14 protein-coding genes are annotated in these 15,096 nt (G+C 63.9%); 6 read left to right on the top strand and 8 right to left on the bottom strand.

Annotated elements, in window-relative coordinates; all coding sequences use genetic code 11:
• A partial coding sequence (locus tag VMH34_05180) for an undecaprenyl-diphosphate phosphatase (protein ID HTT08165.1) occupies positions 1-595 on the top strand: 595 nt, incomplete at its 5' end.
• Here VMH34_05180 and VMH34_05175 read toward each other — a convergent pair.
• From VMH34_05175 to rph, 7 genes are read right to left on the bottom strand one after another with little or no spacing between them, the layout of a single operon-like run.
• The gene (locus tag VMH34_05175; protein HTT08164.1) at positions 592-780 is read right to left on the bottom strand and encodes a YbdD/YjiX family protein; all 189 of its coding nucleotides are present in this window, start codon (positions 778-780) and stop codon (positions 592-594) included. The genes VMH34_05180 and VMH34_05175 overlap by 4 nt on opposite strands.
• A 1-nt stretch (position 781) precedes the next feature.
• Positions 782-2,872, bottom strand: coding sequence for a carbon starvation CstA family protein (locus VMH34_05170; protein ID HTT08163.1), 2,091 nt, complete (start codon positions 2,870-2,872; stop codon positions 782-784).
• 23 nt (positions 2,873-2,895) lie between these two features.
• Entirely contained in the window at positions 2,896-4,479 is a 1,584-nt protein-coding gene (locus VMH34_05165; GenBank protein ID HTT08162.1) for a protein kinase, read from the bottom strand.
• Positions 4,480-4,518: 39 nt separating this feature from the next.
• Entirely contained in the window at positions 4,519-5,508 is a 990-nt protein-coding gene (locus tag VMH34_05160; GenBank protein HTT08161.1) for a zinc-dependent alcohol dehydrogenase family protein, read from the bottom strand.
• Complete coding sequence (hemW, locus tag VMH34_05155) at positions 5,489-6,721, bottom strand: radical SAM family heme chaperone HemW (GenBank protein ID HTT08160.1); 1,233 nt, start codon at positions 6,719-6,721, stop codon at positions 5,489-5,491. The genes VMH34_05160 and hemW overlap by 20 nt, the downstream gene beginning before the upstream one ends.
• Entirely contained in the window at positions 6,705-7,325 is a 621-nt protein-coding gene (gene rdgB, locus VMH34_05150; GenBank protein HTT08159.1) for an RdgB/HAM1 family non-canonical purine NTP pyrophosphatase, read from the bottom strand. Before rdgB ends, hemW begins: the two co-directional genes overlap by 17 nt.
• Positions 7,326-7,344: 19 nt before the next feature.
• Positions 7,345-8,061, bottom strand: coding sequence for a ribonuclease PH (gene rph, locus VMH34_05145; protein HTT08158.1), 717 nt, complete (start codon positions 8,059-8,061; stop codon positions 7,345-7,347).
• A 44-nt stretch (positions 8,062-8,105) separates the two neighbouring features.
• On the opposite strand from rph, the gene VMH34_05140 reads away from it, so the two are divergent.
• The 5 genes from VMH34_05140 to VMH34_05120 are packed head-to-tail and all read left to right on the top strand — an operon-like array spanning position 8,106 to position 13,264.
• Positions 8,106-8,846 (top strand): phosphocholine cytidylyltransferase family protein, encoded by a 741-nt coding sequence (locus VMH34_05140; protein ID HTT08157.1) that lies wholly within the window; start codon positions 8,106-8,108, stop codon positions 8,844-8,846.
• 18 nt (positions 8,847-8,864) lie between these two features.
• Entirely contained in the window at positions 8,865-10,505 is a 1,641-nt protein-coding gene (gene aepX, locus VMH34_05135; protein HTT08156.1) for a phosphoenolpyruvate mutase, read from the top strand.
• A 19-nt stretch (positions 10,506-10,524) separates the two neighbouring features.
• Positions 10,525-11,676, top strand: coding sequence for a phosphonopyruvate decarboxylase (gene aepY / locus VMH34_05130; GenBank protein HTT08155.1), 1,152 nt, complete (start codon positions 10,525-10,527; stop codon positions 11,674-11,676).
• Positions 11,677-11,678: 2 nt separating this feature from the next.
• A complete protein-coding gene (locus VMH34_05125) occupies positions 11,679-12,758 on the top strand; it encodes a 2-aminoethylphosphonate aminotransferase (protein ID HTT08154.1) in 1,080 nt (359 codons plus the stop codon).
• Between the two features lie 29 nt (positions 12,759-12,787).
• Positions 12,788-13,264 carry a pilin gene (locus tag VMH34_05120; GenBank protein ID HTT08153.1) on the top strand — a complete coding sequence of 159 codons (477 nt, stop codon included), beginning with the start codon at positions 12,788-12,790 and terminating at the stop codon, positions 13,262-13,264.
• 18 nt (positions 13,265-13,282) lie between these two features.
• Here the strand turns inward: VMH34_05120 and dxs are convergent.
• The coding region (gene dxs / locus VMH34_05115) for a 1-deoxy-D-xylulose-5-phosphate synthase (GenBank protein HTT08152.1) at positions 13,283-15,096 on the bottom strand (1,814 nt) is incomplete at its 5' end.

Below are 15,096 nucleotides of genomic sequence, written 5' to 3'. Positions count from 1 at the left end.
GAATTCGTTTGTCCGCCTTTCCACGCAGCCGCTGTCGCAGAATCTCCTGTTCCACCTGCTGCTGGCATTCCTGCCGGCCGCCTGCGTCGGCGTGGCGTTCCACCATGAAATCATGACGCGCCTGTTCAACAGGCATACAGTGGGCTGGGCGCTGATTGTCGGCGGCGTGGTGATGCTGGCGTTGGAACACCTGCCGCTCTGTGTGCGCGTGCGCAGCGTCGATCAATTGCGCTGGACGGAGGCGCTGAAGATCGGATGCGTGCAGGTGTTGTCGCTCATCCCGGGCACTTCGCGCGCCGCCGCCACCATCATCGGCGGATTGTATTTCGGGCTGTCGCGCCAGGCGGCGACCGAATTTTCCTTCCTGCTCGGCATCCCGACGTTGCTGGCCGCGACCGGCTACCAGCTGTACGACAAGCTTGCGCTGTTCTCCGCGGCGGAAACGGATCGATTGATCGCCGGCCTGTTCGCCGCGTTCGTCAGCGCACTACTGGCGATCCGCGGACTGCTGCATTACATCGGCCGCCACAACTTTACCTTGTTTGCCTGGTATCGGATCGTCTTTGGCGCCGCCGTCTTGTATTTGTGGCGTTAGCAACAACGATTTGATTTTTCCCACCGGCGTTCCTGCTCGCTGCGGAAAAATTCCCCGCGAGTGAGCGGCGCGCTGCCGGGATGTTGATCGCGGTGATGCGCGAGGTAGCGCTCATAAGCATCGTCGCCGCTGACGGCGCGGACCCACCCCCAGAATCGCCGGAAAGCATTTCGCAATTGTTCCATGTCAGACCTCCGCCAGCCGGGTGGGAATGTAGGGCGCCTCGCTGAGCGGCTCGTGATGGCGGCCCTCGAGCACCGCGCGGCAGGTGCGTAAAGTCTCGAACAGCAGCAGCCAGGTAATCAACAGAAAAAACGCCGCCAGTGCGGCGTCGAGGTAATCGTTGAAGATGAGCTGGGATACCGCCGCCGCCTGGTCCGGGGACAGCGCGCCCGCGGCCAGTTTGTCGCCGAGATCCCGCGCGTGGGCAAGGAAGCCGACGCGCAACTCCGGGCTGAAGAGCTTTTCCCATGCCGCTGTACTGGTGATGGTCACCAGCCAGAGCAGTGGTAATCCGGTGATCGCCGCGTAATGCACCCGGCCCGTTCTCACGCCGGACTTGATCAGGATGGTGGTGGCCACGCACAACGCGATGGCGGCCAGCATTTGATTGGCGATGCCGAACAGCGGCCACAGGCTGTTGATGCCACCGAGCGGATCCTTGGTGCCGGCGTAGAGGAAGTATCCCCACGCAGCCACGACCCCGCCGCTGCACAAAAGAACGCTGGGATACCAGCTGGTGCGTCCCAGGACGGGAATGGCATTGCCGAGCATGTCCTGCAGCATGAAACGCGCCACGCGGGTGCCGGCGGAGAGCGTGGTCAGGATGAACAGGGCCTCGAACATGATGGCGAAGTGATACCAGACGGCGAGCGCCGCGCCGCCGAAGGTGTTGCCGAAAATACTCGCCATGCCCACGGCCAGCGACGGCGCGCCGCCGGTGCGCGCGAACAGGGTGCTTTCACCCATTTCCTTCGCCAGCGCCTGCATTTGATCGGTGGTGACCGGGAACCCCCAGCCGCTGATCACCGCCACCGCCTTCGCCGCCTCGGCCCCGACCACGCCCGGCGGGCTGTTGATGGCGAAGTACACGCCCGGTTCCAGCACCGTGGCCGCAATCATCGCCATGATTGCCACGAACGACTCCATCGCCATGGCGCCGTAACCGATGAAACGCGCGTCCCTCTCACTGGTGATCATCTTGGGCGTGGTGCCTGAGGAAATCAGCGCGTGAAAGCCGGAGATGGCGCCGCAGGCAATGGTGATGAACACGAACGGAAATAATTTTCCGCCGAAGATGGGGCCGGTGCCGTCGATGAAGCGTGACAACGCCGGCATCTTCACCTCCGGTCGCAGAATGATGATCGCGCAGGCTAGGGCAAGGATGGTGCCGATCTTCATGAAGGTGGAAAGATAATCGCGCGGCGCAATCAACAGCCACACCGGCAGCACCGCCGCCGCGAAGCCATAGATGATGATCATGAGCGCGAGTTCGGGCCCGTCGTAATCGAACCAGGTGCGCAGCATGGGATGCTGATCGACGATGCCGCCGCCCCACACCGACAGCAGCAGCAGCGCCACGCCGATCGCGGTCGCCTCCAGCACGCGGCCGGGACGGAGGTAACGCATGTACAGGCCGATCAACATGGCGATGGGAATGGTGGCGGCGACGGTGGAGGTGCCCCACGGGCTGTGTTTCATGGCGTTGACCACGACCAGTCCCAGCACGGCGATGAGAATGATCATGATCATCATGACGCCGATGAGCGCCGCCGCGCCGCCCAGCGGCCCCAGCTCATCGCGGGCCATCTGCCCCAACGAGCGCCCGTCGCGGCGTATGGAGCAGAACAGGATCACGAAGTCCTGCACGCAGCCGCCAAGCACCGCACCGATCAAAATCCACAGCGTTCCCGGCAGATATCCGAACTGCGCGGCTAGCGTCGGGCCGATCAGCGGCCCCGGCCCGGCGATGGCCGCGAAGTGGTGGCCGAAGACGACCCACTTGTTGGTCGGCACGAAATCGCGCCCGTCGTTGAAGCGTTCGGCGGGCGTGGCGCGCGTGGCGTCCAGCGAGAGCACCCTGGCCGCCACGAAGGCGGCGTAGAAACGATAGCCCAGCGTGTACACGCATACGGCCGCGACGATGAACCACAGGCTGCTCACGGTCTCGCCGCGATGCAGGGCGATGGCCCCGAGCGCGCCCGCGGCGGCAACCGCGAGCACGCCCGCCATCGCGCCCGACATCCAGCCGGCGGAACTGCGGACAATGGTGGACATCTGGATGAACCTCCCCCGTGGAATCAACGTTCCTGCCTGTTTCTGTATTGTTGTATCAATTCGCGGCGCACCTCCAGCAACCGCGGATTGTTCGGCGCGAGCTTCAATGCCTGCTGCACATCTCGCAACGCATTCCGGTAATCGCCGCGCTGCGCCTCTTCCTTGGCACTCGAGGCCAGCTGTTCCACCTCCTGCCGGCGTTTCCTGAGCTGGCCCGGGGCCAGCTCACGCCCGCCCTTGAGTGGGCGGTCGCTCTGTGCGTCCTCGGCGGAAGCCGTATCCGTGGCCGGCGCACCGGACGCTTCCTTGGATGCCGTCGCTGACTGCCCCGCAGTCGGCGCAGGCGCGACCGGCTCAGACGGGTTTTCTGTATTGCCCTTTTGCGTCGGGGTTGCCTCGGCAGTGGAAGATGGCGCGGCAGAAGTCGCCGGCTGCGGCGTCGTTGCAGTGGTTGCCGTTTCCGTCGCCGCCTGCGGCGCCGGCGCGGCAGCTGACGCGGCCGGCGATTCCGCGACCGGATGTGGATGTTTCGGCAAATGCGCGAACTTGAGAAACGCCAGGGCCGCGGCCAGCGCCATCAGCGCCGGCAGCCATCGCCGTGATCGGCGTGGCTGTGGCGCTCCAACGGGCGATGACGCGGGCGCGATATTGCGGGCCGGTTTGACGGGCCGCGGTACGGCGGCGGCCGCGACTGTGGGCGCCTCCGCAGTTGGAGCGGTAAATTCCCGACGCCATGCGGCGATGCTTTGCGGCCGATCCTGGGGGCGAAAGCCCAGGGCATGATCAATGGCCCGCAGCCATATTTCGCTGTATTTGCCGCGGCCGATATCCGTGCAGGAGACGTAATCATCGCGCGCGGTATGCAGCAGGGCCTCGCTTCGATCCACGGCATCGCAGGGGGAACGCCCGGTGACGGCGCGATAAAGCGTGGCGCCCAGACCGTAAATGTCCGTCCACGGCCCCTGTTTTTCCTCGCCCCTGGTCGTGTATTGCTCAAAGGGCGCGTATCCGGGCGACACCAGGCTGGTCAGGGTCCGGGTCTGTTCGCCCAGCGCCTGCCGCGCGGAACCGAAATCGAGCAACACGGGGCTGCCGCCGGCGCGGATGAAGATATTCGCGGGCTTGATGTCACGGTGGATGAAGCCCGCGGCGTGCACCTTTTCCAGACCCTCCATGAGCGGCATCAGGATGTTCTCGAGTTCCTGCTGCGGCAGCGTCTTGCGCTCGCTCAGGATTTCATGCAGCCCCTGCCCCTGCTCGTACTCCATCACCATGTAGGCGGTATTGTTTTCCTCGAACACCGTCAGCACGCGCACGATGTTGGGATGACGGAATTGCGCCAGCGTGCGCGCCTCGCTGGTGAAACGTTCCAGCCCCCACAGGAACTGCGCGCCCTGCTCGCCGGACATCGGCTGCACGGAATCGTCCTGCTGCCGCAACGCCAGGTCGCGCGGCAGATACTCCTTGATGGCGACCGGCTGATGCAGATTTTCGTCGCGGGCGAGATAGGTGATGCCGAAGCCGCCCTGTCCCAGCACCTTGTCTATTACGTACCAGTGCAGGCGGCTGCCCCCGGCCAGGGCATCACGATGAAATGATTCGGACATGGCGGGGACCATTCTACAACCAGCATTAGAGGCGATGAATCATGCCGGCATTTTGAGCACCGCTGCGCCCTGCAACCGGCCGGCGCGCAATCGTTCGAGGGCGATGTTGGCATCGGCGAGCGGGAAGGGCTGGACATGGGTGTGTATGGGCACCTCGTTCAGCAACGCCATGAACTCCGCGCCGTCGCGGCGGGTCAGATTGGCCACCGAACGCACACTGCGTTCGCCCCACAGGATCTCATACGGGAACGCGGGTATCTCGCTCATGTGGATGCCGGCACACACGACGGTCCCGCCCTTGGCCACGGTTTTGAGCGCCGCCGGCACCAGTGCGCCCACCGGCGCGAACAACAACGCCGCGTCCAGCACCTGCGGCGGCATCTGATCCGAATCGCCGGCCCATGCCGCGCCCATTTGCAGTGCGAACCGCTGCCCATCCGTGTCGCCGGGCCGGGTGAAGGCATACACCTCACGGCCCTGATGCCGGGCAATCTGGGCGATGATGTGCGCCGCCGCGCCGAAGCCATAGACGCCCAGACGCGGGGCCTCACCGGCCAGGCGCAGGGCGCGGTAACCGATCAAGCCGGCGCACAGGAGCGGCGCGAGATCGGCATCGGTGCGGCCGGGCGGCAATGGCAGGCAATAGCGGTGCTCGGCCAGGGTGTATTCGGCGTAGCCGCCGTCGACCTGATAGCCGGTGAACAGGGCGTGATCGCAGAGATTCTCGAGACCCCGTTCGCAATAGCGGCAGCGGCCGCAGGTGTGCGCCAGCCATGGCACCCCCATGCGTGCACCCGTCGCGACATCCGTCACGCCGGCACCACAGGAAACAACTTCGCCCACGATCTCATGGCCCAGGATCAACGGCAGTTTCGGTTTTGCCAGTTCGCCGTCGCAAATATGCAGATCAGTGCGGCAGACACCGCAGGCACGCACGCGCAGCAGGATCTGGCCCGGTCCAGGGATCGGCACCGGACGGTCGGTCATTACCAGCGGCGCCCCGGCCCGTTCAAGCAGCATGGCCCGCATGGCGCGAATCTCCAACCTCAATGGCGCTATGAATCACAGGCGCCGGCGTGCCGGCAAACACGGCGATAAGATCGTTAAGGTAACGCCGGCCACGCGCCGTGGGCCGCAACACAAAATCATCGCGCTCCAGCAAATCAAGTTCTCGGGCGCGTTGAATCTCTTGCTGGATTGAGGACAACGGCAGCCCGGTGCGTTCCTCAAACAAATTCACGGGCACGCCCTCGCACAGCCGCAGCGCATTCATCATGAATTCACTGGTGATCTGCGCCGCACTGGCGATGCGTTCCTCCGTCATCACGGGAAGCGTACCGGCAAGTTTCATGTAGCTGCGCGGGTTGCGCTGCTTGGCGCGGCGGGTGATGACGCCATCGGCGGCGGTGAGCTTCCCGTGTGCGCCGGCGCCAATGCCGAGATAATCGCCGAACTGCCAGTAATTGAGATTATGCCGCGATGATCGTCCCGCGCGCGCGTAGGCCGATACCTCGTAGCGCCTGTAGCCCGCCTCCGCGAGCAGCCGCCTGCCCCGCTCCTCAATGGCGTGCACGACGTCCTCATCGGGCAGCGCGGGCGGCTTGCGATGAAAGGCGGTGTCGGGCTCCAGCGTCAACTGGTACCACGACAGATGTTCAGGGGCAAAATCGAGCGCCCGGTTCAGATCGGCCAGCGCGCCGGCGGCGTCCCGCTCGCCGGGCAGTGCGTACATGAGGTCAAGGTTGATGTTGTCGAAACCCGCGGCACGCGCCATCTGCCATGCGCGCTCCACCTCGGCGGCATCGTGTATGCGGCCGAGCGCGCGCAATTGTTCATCGCGAAAACTCTGCACGCCGATGGACAGCCGGTTCACGCCCGCCGCGCGATAAGCCTTGAAGCGGCCGGCCTCCGCCGTGCCGGGATTGGCCTCCAATGTGATTTCGATGTCGGCAGACAACGGCAACCGCGCGCGTATGCCGTCCAGCAACCGTTCAATCGCGGCGCCGGAGAAAAGACTGGGTGTGCCGCCGCCAAAGAAAATACTGATCAATGACCTGTCACGAACGGCTGCGAGCTCGCCATCCAGATCGCACAACAAGGCGTCGACATATTCCTTTTCCGGGAGAGCGCCGGTGCTTTCATGGGAATTGAAATCGCAATAGGGGCATTTGCGCACGCACCAGGGCATATGCACGTACAATGAAAGCGCCGGCAGCATGATGGATTCAGGATTGGCCGGCATGGCGTTCGGTGAATTGGGCAAGCAGGGAACGCAGCGCCTGGCCGCGGTGGCTCAGCTGGTTTTTCACTTCCGGCGGCAATTGCGCCGATGAGCAGCGATACGTGGGCACATAGAAAATGGGGTCATAACCGAAACCGTTCTCTCCTACGGGTGCGCGCAGCAATTCGCCCGACCACGTGCCTTGCGCGATGATCGGCATGGGATCTCCGGGGTACGCGAGAAACACCAGTACGCAGATGAAATTCGCCGCGCGCTGCCCGTCGGGAAGGTGGCGGGTGTCCTCCAGCAGCTTTTGCAGATTGCTGCCATCGGTCGCCCCCGGGCCCGCATATTGCGCGGAGTAAACGCCGGGCGCGCCGTTCAATCCCTCAACCGCGATGCCGGAATCATCGGCGATGGCCGGCAGTCCCGTAAGCACGGCGGCGTGCCGCGCCTTGATCAAGGCATTCTCGATGAAAGTCACGCCAGTCTCCTCGGCGCCGGCGATTCCGAATTCCGATTGCGGCACCACCTCTACATGGAACGCTGAAAGCATTTGCGAGAGTTCGCGCACCTTGCCGCGGTTGCCGGAGGCCAGCACGATGCGCGCCGGGGTTTTCGCCATCTTGCGGACTGCAAACGCGCTATTCGAGCAGCGCGGTCCGTTGCGCCTCGATGAGCCGTTCGATGCCCTTGCGCGCCAGGCCCAGCATGGCGTGCAGTTCCTCCGTGCGAAAGGCGTGTCCCTCCGCCGTGCCCTGGACCTCGATGAAATGCCCGGCGTCGTTCATGACCACGTTCATGTCGGTCTCCGCCTCCGAATCCTCGGCGTAATCCAGATCGAGGATGGGTGCACCGCGGTAAATGCCCACGGAGACCGAGGCCACCATGCCGTGCACCGGATCGGCGCTGATCCTGCCGGACTTGCGCAGCGCGTGCACCGCATCCACGAGGGCGACATAACTGCCCGTGATTGAAGCGGTGCGGGTGCCGCCGTCGGCCTGGATGACGTCGCAATCGATGATGAGGGTGTTCTCGCCCAGTTGTTCCAGATTGACCACCGAGCGCAACGAACGCCCGATCAGGCGTTGGATCTCGAGCGTCCTGCCGCCCTGCCTGCCCTGCGCCGCCTCCCGCCGGGTGCGCTCGTTGGTGGCGCGCGGCAACATGCCGTACTCGGCCGTGAGCCAGCCGCTGTTTTTGCCGCGCAACCAAGCGGGCACCTTGGCCTCCGCGCTCGCCGTGCAAATCACCTTGGTATGGCCGTACTCGACCAATACCGCGCCCTCGGCGTAGCGGGTGTAATGACGGGTGATCTTGATGGGCCGCATTTCATCTGCGGCACGGCCGCTCGGGCGCATAAGTTTTCTCAAGGACTGGGGAGGAGGCGATTATAATAGACTGCATGCGCGCCATCATACTCGCCGCTGGGATCGGCAAACGGCTGGGTGAAAATCACAGCGGCCCCAAGAGCCTGCTGCGCTTCGGTGACCGCTCGCTGCTGGCCCGCCATATCGAGGCGCTGCGCGGACTGAACATTGATCATATCGCCGTTTGTGTCGGCCACGAGGCTGAACTGCTGCGCGGAGAAGTGCAGACCATCGGCGCGCACGCCGTCACCACGACGCTGCTCAATCCGGATTTTCGCGAAGGCAGCGTCGTCAGCCTGTGGACGATGCGCCGCTATCTGGACAGCGGCGGCGACGTGCTGGTCATGGACGCCGACGTGCTCTGCGACCCCGGCCTGCTGGCGCGACTGGTCAAAAGCAGGCATGCCAACTGTTTTCTGCTCGACCGCGATTTTGAGGCCGGCGAGGAACCGGTCAAGCTGTGCATCCGCGGTCCGCACATTGTCGAATTCCGCAAGCAATTGGCGGCCGATCTGCGCTATGATTTCGCGGGCGAATCAGTCGGCTTTTTCCGCTTCTCGGAGGGGATGGCCGTGCGTCTGGCGCGGCGATGCCAGGCGTATGTGGACGCGGGACGCCGCAATGAACCTTATGAGGAAGCCATACGTGATCTCATCATGGAAACCCCCGCAGATTTCGGTTTTGAGGACATCACCGGTCTGCCATGGGTGGAGATTGATTTTCCGGAGGACGTGCAGCGCGCCCACCGCGAAATCCTGCCGCGACTTCCCGCCTGACAGATTGAGGCAAAAACCATGAACAAACCCGACTCCACGAACATCCCCGGCGTCAACATCGGCACCCGCGCATCACGCCTGCGCTCGATCCTGCAATCGCCGCAGCTGGAGTTCCTCATGGAGGCGCACAACGGCATCAGCGCGCGTATCGCCGAGGAATCCGGCTTTGCCGGCATCTGGGCCAGCGGGCTCGCGCTGTCGGCGCAGTTCGGCGTGCGCGACAACAACGAGGCCAGCTGGACACAGGTGGTGGACATGCTCGAATTCATGAGCGACGTCACCACGGTTCCCATCCTGCTCGACGGCGATACCGGCTACGGCAACTTCAACAACACGCGCCGGCTGGTGCGCAAGCTGGAACAACGCAGCATCGCCGGCGTATGCATCGAGGACAAGCTGTTCCCCAAGAGCAACAGCTTTCTCGACAGCGAACGGCAGCCGCTCGCGGACATCGACGAGTTCTGCGGCAAGATCAAGGCCGGCAAGGACAGCCAGGACAACGACAACTTCTGCATCGTTGCCCGCGTCGAGGCGCTGATCGCCGGCTGGGACATGAAGGAGGCCCTGCGCCGGGCCGAGGCCTACCGTCAGGCCGGCGCCGACGCGATCCTGATCCACAGCAAACTCGGCCGCCCCGACGAAGTGCTTGTTTTCGCCAGGGAATGGGCCAATCGCGCGCCGCTCGTGATCGTTCCCACCACCTACTACAGCACGCCCGTCGAGACCTTCCGGCGCGCGCAAATCAGCGTGGTGATCTGGGCCAATCATCTGATCCGCGCCTCCGTGGCCGCGATGCAGGCGGCGGCCCGCCAAATTCGGGCCTCGCAGAGTCCGATTGACGTCGAGGATCGCATCGCCACGGTGAATGAAATTTTCCGCCTGCAGGCCGCCGAGGAATTGAAAAAGGCCGAACAGCGGTACGCCGCCGCCGGCCAGCACCGCGTACAGGCCATCGTGCTGGCCGCCAGCCGCGGCCGGGAATTGGATGGACTGACGGAGGCCCGCCCGAAGGTCATGCTGCCGATTGGGGGCAGGCCGTTGCTGCGGCGTCTGGTGGATGAATTCAAAAAACAGGGCATCAACGAGATCACCGTGGTGGCGGGCTACCGCGCCGAGACCATCGACGTGCCCGGCATCGAAGTCACCGTCAACAAGGACTATGAACGCACCGGCGAGCTGGCCTCGCTGGCCTGCGCCCAGCCGGACTTCAGCGACAACATGGTGATCCTTTACGGCGACCTCCTGTTCCGCAGTTATATCCTGCGCGATCTTCTCGATTCCAACGGTGAGATCACGGTCGTGGTCGATTCCGCGGCGGCCACGCCGGCCACCGGCTCCCCGGACTATGCCAGGTGCTCCCTGCCCGACGATCGGACGGTGATGGATCGCGAAGTGCAACTGTTGCAATTGACCAAGGAGGCCAGGGGCAGCTCCGGCCGGTGGATAGGCATGGTGCGCGTGCGCGGCGAAGGGCTGCGCTGGCTGAACGACTCTCTCGCAACGCTGATGACGCGGGAAAAAGAACAGCAGTTGGGACTGCCGGACGTGTTGAACCACATCATCGCGCAGGGCCACCCCGTGCGCGTGCTGTACATCAACGGTCACTGGCTGGATGTGAATTCGCTCGATGATCTCGACCGCGCCAGCGACTTTACCTGAAAAGCGGCGTGCGGGGGCCATGATCCAAGCGGAGGAATTCGTCGAGGCGGCGCGCGCGCTGGGTTACCGAACCTACACGGGCGTGCCCTGCTCCTTCCTGACGCCCTTCATCAATTACGTCATCAATGACGACCGTCTCCGCTACATCTCCTCCGCCAACGAGGGCGATGCGGTGGCCGCCGCCGCGGGCTGCGCCATCGGCGGCGAACGCGCCGTGGTCATGATGCAGAACTCAGGTCTCGGCAACGCCGTCAGCCCGCTGACTTCGCTGGCTTACGTATTCCGCATCCCGCTGCTGCTGATCTGCACGCACCGCGGCGCGCCGGGCGTGCAGGACGAACCGCAGCACGAATTGATGGGGCGGATCACCGGTGAACTGTTCACCACCATGCGCGTGCCATGGGAGACATTCCCGGGGAATGCAAAAGACCTTCAACCGGCGCTCGCGCGAGCACAGGAACACCTCTCCCGCGAACAGCGGCCTTACGCGTACATTATGGAAAAAGGCGCGGTCGCCAGGCACGAACTCAAGAAAAAGTCACTCGGACTGCCCCGGCGCGAGGCGCGTGTGCAGGAAGACTTCAGCGGCAGCATGGACAGGCGGCCCACACGCAATCAAGCGCTGCGCCGGGTCATCGATCTGACGCCTGAAGCGGACACTGTTGTCATAGCCACCACCGGCTACACGGGGCGCGAACTCTACGCGCTGGCGGATCGCAAAAATCATTTCTACATGGTGGGCTCCATGGGTTGCGCCTCCGCGCTGGGGCTCGGGCTGGCGCTGGCGCGCCCGGACTTGAAGGTGGTGGTGGCGGACGGCGACGGCGCGGCGCTCATGCGCATGGGCAACTTCGCCACGCTGGGCGCCTACGGCGCCGCCAATCTTTACCATCTCGTGCTCGACAACGAGGCCCATGATTCCACCGGCGCGCAGGCCACCGTGACGGCGGGCGTTGCCTTCGCGCGCATCGCGCAGGCCTGCGGCTACTCGACATGCCTCGCGGGCGACACACCCGCCGTTATCGATTCGTTATTGCAAGCAATCAGCGATGGACCGAAGTTTGCCCATCTTAAAATCAAGACCGGCACGATGGCCGATCTACCGCGCCCGAAGCTGGCGCCGCCGGAGGTGCTGCGCCGGCTCATGGCTCATATCGGCACGAGTTTCTGATCATGCGCAATCTTCTCCTCAATCCCGGCCCCGTCACCTTGAGCGAGCGCGTGCGCAGGGCGCTGACCGGCCCCGATCTCTGCCACCGCGAACCGGAATTCGCCGAACTGCAAAACAACATTCGCGCCCGACTGCTCAAAGTCTATGGTCTTGATCCGAAACGCCACGCCGCGGTGCTGTTGACCGGCTCCGGCACGGCGGCAATGGAGGCGATGGTGGCGAGCCTCGTGCCGCACGACGGCAGGCTGCTGGTCATCGAGAACGGCGCCTACGGCGAACGATTGTCGAAGATCGCGGAAATCCACGGCATTCCCAAGATCGCGCTCAAGTTTGACTGGGGCGCACAGATCGATACACAGCGTCTCAAACTTCTGCTCGATGAGCATGATGACGTGTCCTGTCTTGCCGCGGTCCATCATGAAACCGCGACCGGCAGGCTCAACGATCTGGCGCCGATCGCGCGATTGTGCGCGGATCGCGGCATACGCCTGCTGGTGGACGGCGTCAGCAGCTTCGGCGCGGAGGATTTGCGCTTTGACGAATGGAACCTCGCCGCCGTCGCCGCCACCGGCAACAAATGCCTGCATGGCATGCCGGGCGCGGCCTTCGTCATCGTCCGCCGCGACGCGATGCCCGGTGACAAGGACCGCAAGCGCACGCTGTATCTGGATTTGAGCACCTACTGCCGCGAACAGGACAGGGACGGCACGCCGTTCACGCAGTCAGTGCAATGTTTCTACGCGCTGGCGGAAGCGCTGGCGGAATTCGAGGAACAGGGCGGCTGGCGCGCACGCCACGACCGTTACGACGCACTGACCAGACAGGTGCGGGAGGGATTGATCAAACTCGGCATCAAGCCATTGCTGCCGGAGGGCGCATCCTCGGTGGTGCTGAACGCTTATCATCTGCCCAAAGGTGTCACTTATCAGAAATTGCACGATCACCTGAAGAGCCACGGCTTCGTGATTTATTCCGGCCAGGGTGAACTGGCGCGCACGATCTTCCGCATCTCCACCATGGGCGAGATCACCGCTGCTGACATTGACCGGCTGCTTGATGCCTTCAAAACCATCGGCGCCTGACCTCCAAACCGGGGAATAATAATCCCATCATGCGCCACTTCGGTTTCACGGTGATCGAACTGATGGTTGTGCTGGCGGTGGTTGCCATTCTGGCGATGATGGCGGTTCCGAGTTATCAGGAGAAACTCATCCGGGATCAAATCATCGAGGCTTTGCCACTGGCGGACATCGCCAAGGCGCCGGTGGCCGCGACCTGGGCCGCCGCGCAGTCCTTCCCGCATGATAACGCCAGTGCAGGACTTCCCCCCGACGATAAAATAGTCAACAACTACATCAGTTCGGTGTTGATTGAAGACGGCGCGATCCACATCACCTTCGGCAACCACGCGAACGGTCTCATCAAGGGCGAGATCCTCACCCTTCGGCCTGCGGTGGTGGAAGATGCGCCGATCGTGCCGGTCACCTGGGTCTGCGGCTACGCCACCGGGCCGGACAAGATGACGATCAAGGGCGAAAACAAAACCAACATCCGTGCCCTTTACCTGCCGCTCAACTGCCGCTCTTGAAGAGGCAGTAATTCCTGACTAGGCGCGGTGGATGGAGAGTTGCGGTTTGGCGGTTTGCTGGTGGGACTGGATGAATTCGAGCAGGCCTTCCTTGGTGAGTCTGGCGTCCTTGCGCATGTCGTCCTGCGAGCCGTGATGAATGAGGCGATCGGGCAGCCCGTAATTCAGCATGCGTACGGCACTCCCTTCGGCGGCTAAAAACTCGTTCACGGCGCTGCCGGCGCCGCCCTGCACCACGTTTTCCTCCACCGTCACGAGCAGGTCATGGCTGGCGGCGATCTGGCGCAGTAAATCGGCATCGAGCGGCTTGATGAAGCGCATGTTGACGACGGTGGCGTTCAATTCCTCGCCCGCCGCCAGCGCCAGGGCCAGCGTGGTGCCGAATGACAGAATGGCAATATTCTTGCCTTTGCGGCGCACTTCCGCCTTGCCCACCGGCAGCGCGATCATCTCCTTCTGTGGCTCGACGCCGGTGCCGCTGCCGCGCGGGTAGCGCACGGCGGCGGGCTGATTCAGCGTGTAGCCGGTATACAGCATCTGCCGGCATTCGTTTTCGTCCGACGGCGCCATCAGCACGATGTTGGGCAGGCAGCGCATGTAGCTCAGGTCGTAGGCGCCATTGTGCGTCGGCCCGTCGTTGCCGACGCAGCCGGCGCGGTCGATGGCGAAAAGCACCGGCAGTTTTTGCACGCAGACGTCATGAATGAGTTGATCGTAGGCGCGTTGCAGGAAGGTGGAATAAATCGCCACCACCGGCTTCAGGCCGTCGCAGGCCATGCCGGCGGCCAGCGTCACCGCATGCTGCTCGGCGATGGCGACGTCGAAATAGCGATCGGGGTGCTGCTTGTGGAACTTGACCAGGCCGGAACCTTCGCGCATCGCCGGCGTGATGGCGACGAAACGCTCGTCCTTGGCCGCCATGTCGCAGCACCAGTCGCCGAAGACGTCGCTGAAGGTGGGCTTGGCCGCCTTGCTCGAGGCCTGGATGCCCATCTCCGGATCGAACGGCGAGGAGATGCCGTGGTATTTGACCGGATCGTTTTCGGCGGGCGCGTAGCCCTTGCCCTTCCTGGTGATGATGTGCAACAGCCGCGGGCCCCTCATGTCGCGCAGGTTGCGCAGCATATGGATGAGGGTCGGCAAATCGTGACCGTCGATGGGGCCGAAGTAATTGAAGCCGAATTCCTCGAACAGCGTGCCGGGCACGATCAGACCCTTGACGTGCTCCTCGACGCGGCCCGCCAGTTCGCGCACGGAGGGCAGGCCGGCCAGCACCTTCTTGCCGCCCTCGCGCAGGGTCGTGTAAATCTTTCCGGACAGCAGCTCGGCGAAACGGTTGGACAGCGCGCCGACGTTGGGCGAGATGGACATGTTGTTGTCGTTCAGGATTACCAGGAGATCGGCGTCGAGATCGCCGGCATGGTTGAGCGCCTCGAAGGCCATGCCCGCCGTCAGGCCGCCATCGCCGATGATGGCCACCGACTTGCGGTTGCTGCCGGTCTTGTTCGCGGCGATGGCCATGCCGAGCGCCGCACCGATGGAGGTGCTGGAGTGGCCGACGCCGAAGGTGTCGTACTCACTCTCGTCACGCCGGGGAAACGGCGCCAGCCCGCCCCATTTGCGGATCGACAGGATCTGATCGCGGCGGCCGGTGAGAATCTTGTGCGGATAGGCTTGGTGGCCCACGTCCCATACCAACCGGTCGTCCGGGGTGTTGTAGATGTAATGCAGGGCCACGGTCAGTTCGATGGTGCCCAGGCCCGCGGCAAAATGGCCGGTGCTCTTGCTGACCGATTCCAGCAGATATTGGCGCAGCTCGGCGGCCACCGGCA

It is taken from the genome of Gammaproteobacteria bacterium (assembly GCA_035501935.1).
Taxonomy (GTDB): Bacteria; Pseudomonadota; Gammaproteobacteria; order JAJPIJ01; family JAJPIJ01; genus JAJPIJ01.
Note: the sequence above shows the minus strand (reverse complement) of the source record. Positions and strands in the feature narration are given on the sequence as shown.